The sequence below is a fragment of the Nonlabens sp. genome, from assembly GCF_965660805.1.
In the GTDB taxonomy this organism is placed as follows: domain Bacteria; phylum Bacteroidota; class Bacteroidia; order Flavobacteriales; family Flavobacteriaceae; genus Nonlabens.
The window spans coordinates 23,612-34,568 of the sequence record NZ_CBFIBE010000025.1; the positions used below are offsets into that span (position 1 = coordinate 23,612).

The 10,957-nt window shown below is 36.0% G+C and carries 11 protein-coding genes; 7 read left to right on the plus strand and 4 right to left on the minus strand.

Going from position 1 to position 10,957, the window contains the following annotated elements:
- Window positions 1-27 precede the first annotated feature (27 nt).
- From ACTF48_RS07510 to ACTF48_RS07535, 6 genes are all read left to right on the plus strand, one after another.
- Window positions 28-726 carry a DUF4328 domain-containing protein gene (locus tag ACTF48_RS07510; protein WP_438962538.1) on the plus strand — a complete coding sequence of 233 codons (699 nt, stop codon included), beginning with the start codon at window positions 28-30 and terminating at the stop codon, window positions 724-726.
- Between the two features lie 71 nt (window positions 727-797).
- Window positions 798-1,451: a hypothetical protein gene (locus tag ACTF48_RS07515; RefSeq protein ID WP_438962539.1), complete on the plus strand. Its 654-nt coding sequence runs from the start codon at window positions 798-800 to the stop codon at window positions 1,449-1,451.
- Window positions 1,452-1,533: 82 nt separating this feature from the next.
- Window positions 1,534-1,959 (plus strand): hypothetical protein, encoded by a 426-nt coding sequence (locus ACTF48_RS07520; protein ID WP_438962540.1) that lies wholly within the window; start codon window positions 1,534-1,536, stop codon window positions 1,957-1,959.
- Window positions 1,960-2,126: 167 nt separating this feature from the next.
- Window positions 2,127-3,404: a DEAD/DEAH box helicase gene (locus ACTF48_RS07525; RefSeq protein ID WP_438962541.1), complete on the plus strand. Its 1,278-nt coding sequence runs from the start codon at window positions 2,127-2,129 to the stop codon at window positions 3,402-3,404.
- Between the two features lie 155 nt (window positions 3,405-3,559).
- Window positions 3,560-3,709, plus strand: a complete 150-nt coding sequence (locus tag ACTF48_RS07530) for a hypothetical protein (protein ID WP_438962542.1) — start codon at window positions 3,560-3,562, stop codon at window positions 3,707-3,709.
- A 151-nt stretch (window positions 3,710-3,860) separates the two neighbouring features.
- A complete protein-coding gene (locus tag ACTF48_RS07535) occupies window positions 3,861-5,501 on the plus strand; it encodes a SulP family inorganic anion transporter (RefSeq protein WP_438962543.1) in 1,641 nt (546 codons plus the stop codon).
- A gap of 107 nt (window positions 5,502-5,608) precedes the next feature.
- Here the strand turns inward: ACTF48_RS07535 and msrA are convergent, their stop codons facing one another.
- The 3 genes from msrA to ACTF48_RS07550 form a co-directional block, all read right to left on the minus strand.
- Window positions 5,609-6,109: a peptide-methionine (S)-S-oxide reductase MsrA gene (msrA, locus tag ACTF48_RS07540; RefSeq protein WP_438962544.1), complete on the minus strand. Its 501-nt coding sequence runs from the start codon at window positions 6,107-6,109 to the stop codon at window positions 5,609-5,611.
- 122 nt (window positions 6,110-6,231) lie between these two features.
- A complete protein-coding gene (locus ACTF48_RS07545; RefSeq protein ID WP_438962545.1) occupies window positions 6,232-6,810 on the minus strand; it encodes a GNAT family N-acetyltransferase in 579 nt (192 codons plus the stop codon).
- Between the two features lie 126 nt (window positions 6,811-6,936).
- Window positions 6,937-8,106 (minus strand): aspartyl protease family protein, encoded by a 1,170-nt coding sequence (locus ACTF48_RS07550; RefSeq protein ID WP_438962546.1) that lies wholly within the window; start codon window positions 8,104-8,106, stop codon window positions 6,937-6,939.
- A gap of 145 nt (window positions 8,107-8,251) precedes the next feature.
- Here ACTF48_RS07550 and ACTF48_RS07555 point away from each other — a divergent pair, with 145 nt between their 5' ends.
- Window positions 8,252-9,880 (plus strand): acyl-CoA carboxylase subunit beta, encoded by a 1,629-nt coding sequence (locus ACTF48_RS07555; RefSeq protein WP_438962547.1) that lies wholly within the window; start codon window positions 8,252-8,254, stop codon window positions 9,878-9,880.
- Window positions 9,881-10,189: 309 nt separating this feature from the next.
- Here the strand turns inward: ACTF48_RS07555 and pyrF are convergent.
- On the minus strand, window positions 10,190-10,957 hold a 768-nt coding region (pyrF, locus tag ACTF48_RS07560), incomplete at its 5' end, for an orotidine-5'-phosphate decarboxylase (RefSeq protein WP_438962548.1).

The window sequence follows — 10,957 nt, forward strand, 5'->3', positions numbered from 1 at the left end:
GGTTCATATTGCAACTTTAATATTCTTATGACTTTTTTAAAACCCAACCAAGACCGCAAACGCATCGCTATAATTGCGATATATTTTGCGATGGCTGTAGATGCATTAAACATTTTCAGTGTTTCCATTAATTATTACAGCCTTGCAGGAGGAATTATCCCAGATGTAATGGGATACTTGAGTTACTATTTTGATTTGATATCAGGAGTAGGTCAGTTAGGAATTACCTTAATCGTCGGTATTATTTTTATTATGTGGTTCCGCCGTGCCTACTGGAATTTACATCAACTGGTGAGGCATCTCAACCATTCAGAAGGTTGGGCGGCAGGATCTTGGTTTGTTCCCATTTTGAGTCTATTCAGGCCTTACCAGATCATGCAAGAATTATGGCTTGAGACTCCACGTTACTTAAAAAAACATGATGTAAACCCTGCAAAAACTGCGGCCGATGTTCCACTAGGATGGTGGTGGGCTACATTTATTACCAGCTCCATTCTCAGTAATATCTCAGGCAGACTCTACTTAAGGTCAGACGATTTAGGTCTTTATGAAGGAGCCATTATTACTGACTATATTTCTACTGGGTTATCTCTTATTTCAGGTTATTTAGTGCTCAAGATTATGGATGGATATCATGAGTTAGAGCAACAGTTGCAGCAGCTCGATCACAATAACACAACACAAGAGCCTCAAAAACCTGATAGCTTTGTTAATTATAGGTCTTAGAATAACCTATTTTTGATTGTAGAATACGCTTTCGCGAAAGCGTGCACAACACCAACCTTAAAAACTTAACCATGAAAGCATTTATGAAATTTTCCTTAGTACTTATATTATTAATGGTACTTACAAGCTGTTTAGGAGGCTCTAAAGCACCAGAGAATCTAGATGTTGAGAAGGATTTTAAACTATTTGAAAGTAAAAAATTTAGCGTTAAATATCCTAATTATCTCACCGAGACTCGTGAACTCAACGATGAGGCAGAGTTACAGTTACAGAATATGTTCCGTGAGACCTACATAGTTGTAATGGCTGAGTCTAAATCAGATTTTGACTTTGCACGCCGCATACTAGATGTAGGAAATGATAGTCTTTCATATACAGAAAACTATATGGATATGCAGATAGAGTCCATGACGCAAGAATTTAATTTTAGTACTGTTAAAGAGAAAATGCCACACGTCATTAACGACATGCCAGCCATGACTGTAGAGATAGATGGAATGATAGATGGTATAAGTGTTTCATATATCTTCACCACTATTGAAAGTGATCATGATATTTTTTATGCAGCCTGCTGGACCTTAAAAAGTCGTAAGGATAAATACTTCCCAACTTTTTACCAGAGTTTAGAAACGATTCAACAACTAGAATACGATTTAGAAAGTGAAAATAGTGAACTGGATATAGATTATGAGCAACTGCTTAAGGATCTTGAACTTGAGAATTAGAACTTATATTTTTTAAAGCTGTTTTTTATTCATTTAATAAGGTATGGCAGCACTTTTGATGATAAACTTAAAAGCTTAGGTTATGAAATATTTTATACAATTATTATTTGTTTTGCTATTAACCACATTTACAGTGAGCTGTGACTCTATTACAGATTGTATTATAAACAGTCGTCCTCATTTACCTGGTAAAGATTTTATAGATGGAACTGCTAATGTATTTTATGAAGAATCCATAAGAGCCGAAATTAAAAATGAGCCTCGTGATAATGATTACTGGTACTACTTTACGGTGACTGGTTTACCTGCTGGAATGGATTATGAATTTATAGGTAGAGATTTATTTATCTATGGTATACCAGAATCTCCAGGAAGATATAGTATAGAAGTTTTTCTAGAAGTAGAGCCCAGATCTGTATTTATAGATGATGATGATAGCTGGGATGAAGATGGAGACTCTTTATGTTCTTATTCAACAGATCGTTTCTACTTTTTAGAAGTTTTGTAAATCGTTTTGCACTACGTTTTTGAGTTATGAACTCCTCTAGGCAATTCAAAATTCAGGTACTTTTAAAGCAGTAACATGATTGAAATGTATTTTAAAAATAGATAGTCTATGAAGCGATTGCTTACAGCATACTTTATTTACATTACCTTTGCATCTTAATACAATTCATGACATTTAAAGAACTAGGGCTCGTAGAGCCTATCTTGCGTGCGTTGCAAGACCAAGGATATGAAAATCCTACACCTATTCAAGCGCAATCCATTCCCGTTTTATTAAAAGGGAAAGATTTATTAGGAGTTGCACAAACAGGTACTGGTAAAACCGCCGCCTTTTCAATTCCTATTTTACAACATTTATATAATAGCGCTCCGCCTAAAGGACGCAGACCTATTAAAGCACTGGTAGTAACACCTACTAGAGAACTTGCTATTCAAATAGACGAGAACTTTAAAGCTTATGCTAAATACACTGACATAAGAAACACTGTTATTTATGGTGGTGTTAAACAAGCTCAACAAGTGAATAGACTTAAAAATGGTGTAGATGTTTTAGTAGCAACACCAGGTAGATTACTCGATTTGATTAATCAAGGATTCATTACCTTAAAGCATATTGAGTTTTTTGTACTCGATGAGGCAGATCAAATGTTAGACATGGGTTTTATCCATGACATTAAAAAACTACTGAAGGTATTACCTGAAAAACGACAATCTCTATTTTTTAGTGCAACCATGCCTAAAACGATTGTAGAACTCTCTAGACAAATCTTAGGTGATTTTGAAAGAGTAACTATAGCTCCAGAAAAAACTACGGCTGAGAAAGTAGAGCAACAAATCTACCATGTTAATAAGAAGAATAAAACGGCTCTACTCATTGACTTATTAGAAACTAAACTTTTAGATGCTACACTGGTTTTCTCTCGTACTAAACATGGTGCAAATAAGATAGTAAAAGATCTTGAAAAAGCAGGAATAGGTAGTGCTGCTATACATGGAAATAAATCGCAAGCCGCAAGACAGCGCGCCCTAGCAAATTTTAAAGAAGGGAAAATTCAAACACTCGTAGCAACAGATATAGCAGCCCGTGGAATAGATATCGATGAGTTGAGTTATGTAGTGAATTATGACTTGCCTAATATACCAGAGTCTTATGTACACCGTATAGGTCGTACCGGTAGAGCAGGAGCGAGTGGTCTTGCTATATCTTTCTGTATGTTAGAGGAACGTCCATTTCTAAAGGATATTGAAAAACTTATTAAGCAACAAATTCCTGTGATAGAGGAGCATGACTTTCAGTTTAAAATGGAAGATGCCGCAGAACCAAGTTTGAAAAAACAAGGACAGCGTGGCCGCAGACCGCAGCGTGGAGGATCATCGGGTAGGAACTCTAAAACGGGTGCTTCCAAAAAGCCAGGTTCTAATAATAAACCTAGAAGAAGATATTAAAGATTCTTATCTCTCATTTCAAAATCACGATTTAGCCTTAAATCGTGATTTTTTGTTTTAGGGAATAATCAATCATTTATAAGGACCAGCAGATCAGTTTTTAGGGTTGATCTTGTGTCATCTTTGTACTGTTATTAATCATTAAAATAAATATCATGGAAAATCCTGTAAAATCAATATTCAATCTTATAGAAATTTTTAGAAAAGGAGCACATAAAACACAAACAGTTATAGTACCTCAAGAGCATTGTGAAAATTTAAGTTTACACGATTACTACTGTGATCAAGATCATCTAGGTATTTAATACCAAAAAACAACAATTAAATATTAGGCTAGTTAATTATTCCTTTTGGTATAAAAGGTTCAGTTTCTTTAGATGTGTTCTTATAGATTCTTAAAGTTTTATATCAAAAGAGTACCTTTGCGCCCTTTAAAAATAAGGCGAAACGATAATTATGCTCAAAATATTTAACAATTTTACTAAAAATCCTAAAGATGATATTCTCGCAGGAATAACTGTTTCTCTCGCCATGATTCCAGAAGTTGTAGCTTTTGCCTTTGTGGCTGGGATAGATCCTTTAGTGGCGCTTTCTGGAGCTTTTATTATAGGTTTAATCACGGCACTCTTCGGTGGTAGACCAGGTTTAATATCCGGAGCAGCAGGAGCGGTAGCTGTTATTTTTGTGGATTTAATAATTAAAGGTCACGAGAAAGGTATGCTCATGGAAACTCCTGTTGAAAATATGGGTTTTTATTATCTTTTTGGAGCAGTGATTCTAATGGGATTGATTCAAATCCTAGCTGGAGTTCTTAAAATAGGAAAGTTTGTGCGCTTAATACCGCATCCTGTAATGATGGGATTTGTGAACGGTCTGGCTATAGTGATCTTTTGGGCGCAAGTTAAAATGTTTACTCATAAAAACCTTGAGGTAGGACCTGATGGTATTAAAAAATATGTTCCTACTTACATGGAAGGAACAGAATTATGGATTATGATAGGCCTTGTCGCACTTACCATGGCTATTATATGGTTACTTCCTAAACTAACTAAAAAAATACCAGCGGCTCTTACTGCTATTCTCATCACTACAGCTGTAGTGGTATTAGGAGATATGAATGTAAGCACTGTAGGATCTTATATCATAGAAGGTGGAGGAACAGGTCTTAAAGGAGAACTACCTACTTTTAATATGGCACTATGGGAGAATTTACCTATCGGGTTTGATACCTTTAAATTTATTCTTCCTTATGCGTTTCTTGCAGCGGCAGTAGGTCTCATTGAATCGTTGATGACTATGAATTTAGTGGACGAATTAACAGAAACTCGAGGTAGTGGTAATAGAGAATGTGTAGCTCAAGGAGCTGGAAATATTTTGAGTGGTTTATTTGGTGGTACTGGTGGTTGTGGTATGATAGGGCAAACAGTAATTAATATAAATGCTGGTGGTCGTGGAAGACTCTCAGGTGTTATGATGTCTCTCACCTTATTAACTTTTTTATTATTTACAGATAAACTCATTGAGCAAGTTCCTATCGCTGCATTAATAGGTGTTATGTTTATGATGGTGATTGAGACTTTTGCATGGTCCAGTTTTAGAATTTTGCGCAAGATTCCACTTTCTGATGCGGCTGTTCTGATAATTGTATCTGTGGTTACCGTAGTTTTTGACTTAGCGATAGCTGTATTTGTAGGAGTTATAATATCAGCTCTTGTGTTTGCTTGGGAAAGTGCAAAACGTATTAGAGCACGCAAAAGCATTAAAGAAGATGGAACTAAAGTTTATGAAATTTGGGGACCTTTATTTTTTGGTTCTGTAACAGATTTTAATCTAAAATTTGATCCTAAAAGAGATCCTGAAAAAATAGAAATAGATTTTATAGAGTCCAGAGTTCAGGATCATAGTGGTATTGAAGCTTTGCGAGGAGTGGTAAATAAATACTTAGAACTTGATAAAAAGATAACGCTCACGCATTTAAGTCCTGAATGTAAAGAGCTGTTGATACGTCATAATCCTGAATTTGAAACCATCATTGAATCGAGTATTGAAGATCCTAGATATCACATAGCCACAGACTTGCTAGATGCTGAGGTGTAGTTAGAAATACTTTTAGTTCACGCTTTCGCTTAAGCGTAAAACAAACAATTCCCTAATTACAAGCACATGATCTTGAATTGGGGAATTATGATATGGTATAAAGAGTGCTATATAAAACTCTCGCTGTCACTAAACCTTTCATAATGGCAGGTGTACCCATTAGGAATACGTACCAGGTAATCCTGGTGTTCAGGTTCAGCAGGCCAGAAAGTAGTGAACGGTTCTAGTGTAGTCACAACTTTACCATCCCATTTATGTGACTGGTTGACTATTTCTATAATTTCTTGTGCCGCTTGTTTTTCCTCTTCACCTTGAAAGAATATCGCAGATCTATAACTGGAACCACGATCATTTCCTTGTTGATCGATAGTGGTAGGGTTATGAATACGGAAAAAGTAGTCTAGTATATGCCTGAAACTTGTGATTGCTGGATCATACAGGAGTTCAATACCTTCGGCATGTCCTGGGTGGTTTTTATAGGTAGGATGGTCGTTTGATCCACCTAGATATCCTACTTCAGTATCTATAATTCCTGGTCTGGTTCTAAATAGATCTTCCATTCCCCAGAAACAGCCGCCAGCTATGTATGCTTTTTTATAATTGTTCATGTTTTATTTTATAAGGAGTTTTAATAGTCGCTATTTTTAGGTGAACCTTTAAAATCTATTCATTATTTAAATTCCCTATTTAAATCGTTCTTTTTAGTTTTTAGTTGTTAAAATAAATTCCACTAATGCATGCGCAAGAAATAGATAGGATATCCTAAAGATTCATCTACTCCTATTTCTTTAAAGCCTAGTTTTTTATATAATCGTACGTTGTCAGGATTTGAGGCATCTGTAATTACGGGTAGTTTATAGTCTTTAAATTCTTTTACAATTTCTAACATTAATCGCGCTGCTGCGCCATTACCACTAGTACTATTACTTCCACCTATGATGATGCGTATGTGATCACCTTTAGGAAAATAGTTATCTGAAATTGCTTTTCTTTTCAATACTTTAAAAAGCCTCTTAATCCCTATACAGTTTACAGCTAGTTTAAAGTCTAGTAAAAAGGATCGTAAACTAGGTTTTATTTTGTGTGGATAATTGAATAGAATACAGGCATTTTCCTGATCAGATATAAAAACATCACCATACAGGATCGCACGATCAAATAAGTAGCCCATGAAGTGATGCAACCTTTGCAGTCGTTTACCATCATTCCTCACTATAAAATTGATAGAATTATCTTCTTGTAATGGCTCAAAGGCAGTTACTAATATATCAACTACTAATTTTTTATCTGAATGCGTTCCTCGTCTCAAATTGTGAAGGGCTTTTAAATAAATACATGATCCTCAAAATTAATGATCGCTAAGGGATAAATGATTAAGAACTACTAGAAATTCTTTTAAAAAGGAACACTATCTTGTAGATCATATGTCGTTCTGTTACTTCATCAGTGCCACTTTAGGAAGTCTAATTTCCTTTATGGAATCATTACGTTTATAGACGACCTGAATGCTATCACCTTTTAAAGGTGTGTAAAAGCTATGGAAAATTTCACAAACGTTTTCATCAGTGATGTTAGAATAATCCTGATCATTTAAACGTAAGATCTGATCGTTTAATAGTAATGGAGTTTCTACTTCTTTATAGAGAGTAGATACCAGCACTTGATTTTCTTTTATTTTGGGATTAAATCCATAAGTACTATCTACAGCACTTTCATAAGGTTTTAATTTTTTGAGGTAAATACTTTTACTTTTCCAGTCCATAACGACTTCATGCTTATTCATAAAGTCATTTCCTATCAAGCTGCCGTCATCTAAATCTACAAGCTGTTCACCTAAAGAAAGATTACCTAATCGCAAACTATCTAACTTAATAGTCCTAATGGTGGTAGAGTCTATAGCTCCATATAATCCTACACTAGAGCTGCCATACCTGTTAAATCCAGGAGCGTCATTAAAATCATCTTTAGTACGTATCACATCTATATGACCAGCTGATCCTGTATCATAGGTAAATACTGTTTGAATCCCATTTGCATATCCTGTGATGTAAGGTGTTAATTGTGTTGAGGTGCTAAATGATAAAGTATCTGTATACTGTGACAGGTCATAATTAGATAATTGATCTGTAATGGTGATATTTTTAGTCTCATAGTCAAATTTCCAATAGGATTTTGCCATCTGGTTAGCACCTAATATCCCATCTATTCCCATACAGTTAAACTCAAATACGTCTCTTAAATTTGCCACTACCGCGCCTATATCTTCATAATTAAGGCCACCTACTGTCATCATAGGAATAATGACCACTTCTTGGCTTTTACGTTGACCTTGTGAATCTGTAACCATGGTGCGATCAGCGGCTTTTATATTTAAGTCTTTATATATTTTGTCAGATATTACGGTAGGCGCACCAGTATCTACCAGGAAGTTATAGACCTTACCATTGATATGTACTTTAATAATGGCAAAATTATAATCATAGTTAAAAGGAACACTGACCTGGTACTCTTTTTGAACCACGGTTCCTCCTGTAAAAATTTTACCTAATCCACCGCAGGCAACCATCATGAGCATTATAAAACTCAGTAAAATAGCTTTTTTCATCTATTATATTTTTAAGAAATTAATGCAATATAATACATCGCTTTCGCGAAAGCGTAATGCTCAACAGCTTATCATATAGAGAAAGCCTTACAATTCACATTTTTCTAACATCTAAAATTCCTATTTTTGAACAAAGACTTTTTACATGGATATCAACTTCAATAAGAATGAAGATCATAATAAATTACTCCTTTCAGATTTAAAACGCAGGCTGGGCGAAGTCCACCTAGGTGGTGGCAAAAAACGCATAGAAAAGCTACATGCTAAAGGTAAAATGACCGCACGTGAGCGTATCGATTATCTAGTAGATAATCCAGCAGATTGTGTAGAAATTGCAGCATTTGCTGGTGAAGGAATGTATGCAGAGCATGGCGGTTGCCCTAGTGGTGGTGTGGTTGTTAAGATAGGATATGTACAAGGTAGGCAGGTGATGGTCGTGGCAAATGATGCTACCGTAAAAGCTGGTGCGTGGTTTCCTATTACAGGTAAAAAGAACTTGAGAGCACAAGAGATCGCGATGGAAAATAGGTTACCTATTATCTACCTAGTAGATAGTGCTGGAGTTTATTTACCTATGCAAGATGAAATTTTTCCTGATAAAGAACATTTCGGTCGCATATTTAGAAATAATGCCGTGATGAGCAGTATGGGAATTACTCAAATAGCTGCCGTTATGGGCAGTTGTGTTGCTGGTGGCGCTTATTTACCTATTATGAGTGATGAGGCCTTAATAGTGGATAAAACAGGTAGTATTTTCCTTGCCGGTTCTTACCTAGTAAAAGCAGCAATAGGCGAGAACATAGATAATGAAACACTAGGTGGCGCAACCACACACTGCGAGATCAGCGGTGTGACAGACTATAAAGCTGCTCATGATAAAGATGCACTGGATAAGATTAAAAACATTATCGATAAAATAGGTGATTATGATCGTGCCGGTTTCAGTAGAGTAGAAGCTATTAAACCAGCAATGGACCCAGAAGAACTTTTTGGGGTGTTACCTAAAGAGCGTTCTGCACAATATGATATGATGGAAATCATAAATAGAGTCATAGATGCAGATACTTTTGAAGAATATAAAGAAGGATATGGTCAGACGATTATTACTGGTTATGCTAGAATAGATGGATGGGCAGTAGGAATAGTGGCTAACCAGCGCAAGATTGTAAAGACTAAAAAAGGTGAAATGCAGTTTGGCGGTGTGATTTACAGCGATAGTGCTGATAAGGCGACCAGATTCATAGCAAACTGTAACCAGAAGAAAATACCGCTGGTGTTTTTACAGGATGTTACTGGTTTTATGGTAGGATCTAAATCTGAACATGGTGGTATTATAAAAGATGGTGCTAAGATGGTAAATGCTGTTTCAAACAGTGTTGTGCCTAAATTCACCATAGTCATAGGAAATAGCTACGGAGCAGGGAATTATGCCATGTGTGGTAAAGCTTATGATCCTAGATTAATCGTCGCGTGGCCTAGTGCAGAGCTGGCAGTAATGTCAGGAAATAGCGCGGCAAAAGTACTCATGCAAATAGAAAAAGCATCATTAGAAAAATCGGGTAAAAAACTAACCGATGAAGAAGAGAAAGAACTGTTTGCTAAAACCAAAGATCGTTACGATGAGCAAGTATCACCATACTACGCTGCATCACGCATCTGGACAGATGCCATCATTGATCCACGAGATACCAGAAAATGGATTTCTATGGGAATAGAAGCCGCAGATCACGCACCTATTGAAAAGGATTTTAATTTAGGGGTGATACAGACTTAGGAAAATCAAAATCAAAACTAAAATCAATTAAAGGTTACCGAAACACTTGAACTTGAAGCTTAATTGAACAAGTTACTTTGCATAAGTAAGAACAAAACGGCATAATTTATTGCCTTCATTGCAAGCGCAGCGTAGCAATCTGTTGTTGATAACAGTTCTTATTTTTAAAAGATTTTGTCGTTGTTTTAAACTGTATTTCCGTTAGAGCGTTACAAGACATTGGCTAGAACAGGAATAAAAAGCTTTCCGCTTCATTATAATTTTGGGGATAAAGATAAAAAGGAAGTCATGGCAAGAATAACTGATTTTTTAAATTAATCCAGCCATTTGCTCCTGCAAACTCTTAGCTTTTGCTCTTGCTGCTTCAGCAAAATCTGAGCCGTTTGAAGCATAAATGATTCCTCTAGAAGAGTTTACTAGTAATCCTACGTTACTATTCTTACCATACTTAACCACATCTTCTAGAGAACCACCTTGCGCACCTACACCTGGAACTAATAAGAAAGAATCTGGAACTATTTTTCTAATGTCTGCAAGATATTCTGCTTTTGTAGCACCTACTACGTACATTAAACGATCGCTATTCTCGTATTGTGATGCTGTTTTTAAAACCTCTTGATATAGTGGTTTTCCGGCTACGGTTTTAGTTTGAAAATCATAAGCACCAGTATTAGAAGTTAAAGCTAGAAGAATCGCAAATTTATCTTCAAAGGCTAGAAACGGCTCCACAGAGTCTTTTCCCATGTAAGGAGCAATCGTTACGCTGTCAAAGTTCAAGTCCTCAAAAAAAGCTTTAGCATATCTGGTAGACGTATTTCCTATGTCACCACGTTTCGCATCAGCTATAGTGAAGTGATCTGGATAATTCTGGTTGAGATACTTGATGGTTTTTTCTAACGCCATCCAGCCTTTAACACCATAGGCTTCAAAGAATGCCGTATTAGGCTTATACGCCACACATAAATCGTGAGTGGCGTCTATGATCGCTTTTGCGAAAGCAAAAATAGGATCATCTTCCTGCAATAAATGAGCTGGTATTTTTTCAAGATCCACATCTAACCCTACGCACAGGAAGGA

Bases quoted from the DNA above. Each gene is read 5' to 3' on its own strand.
- ACTF48_RS07510 (WP_438962538.1), top strand. From the start codon at position 28: ATGACTTTTTTAAAACCCAACCAAGACCGCAAACGCATCGCTATAATT.
- ACTF48_RS07515 (WP_438962539.1), top strand. From the start codon at position 798: ATGAAAGCATTTATGAAATTTTCCTTAGTACTTATATTATTAATGGTA.
- ACTF48_RS07520 (WP_438962540.1), top strand. From the start codon at position 1,534: ATGAAATATTTTATACAATTATTATTTGTTTTGCTATTAACCACATTT.
- ACTF48_RS07525 (WP_438962541.1), top strand. From the start codon at position 2,127: ATGACATTTAAAGAACTAGGGCTCGTAGAGCCTATCTTGCGTGCGTTG.
- ACTF48_RS07530 (WP_438962542.1), top strand. From the start codon at position 3,560: ATGGAAAATCCTGTAAAATCAATATTCAATCTTATAGAAATTTTTAGA.
- ACTF48_RS07535 (WP_438962543.1), top strand. From the start codon at position 3,861: ATGCTCAAAATATTTAACAATTTTACTAAAAATCCTAAAGATGATATT.
- msrA (WP_438962544.1), bottom strand. From the start codon at position 6,109: ATGAACAATTATAAAAAAGCATACATAGCTGGCGGCTGTTTCTGGGGA.
- ACTF48_RS07550 (WP_438962546.1), bottom strand. From the start codon at position 8,106: ATGAAAAAAGCTATTTTACTGAGTTTTATAATGCTCATGATGGTTGCC.
- ACTF48_RS07555 (WP_438962547.1), top strand. From the start codon at position 8,252: ATGGATATCAACTTCAATAAGAATGAAGATCATAATAAATTACTCCTT.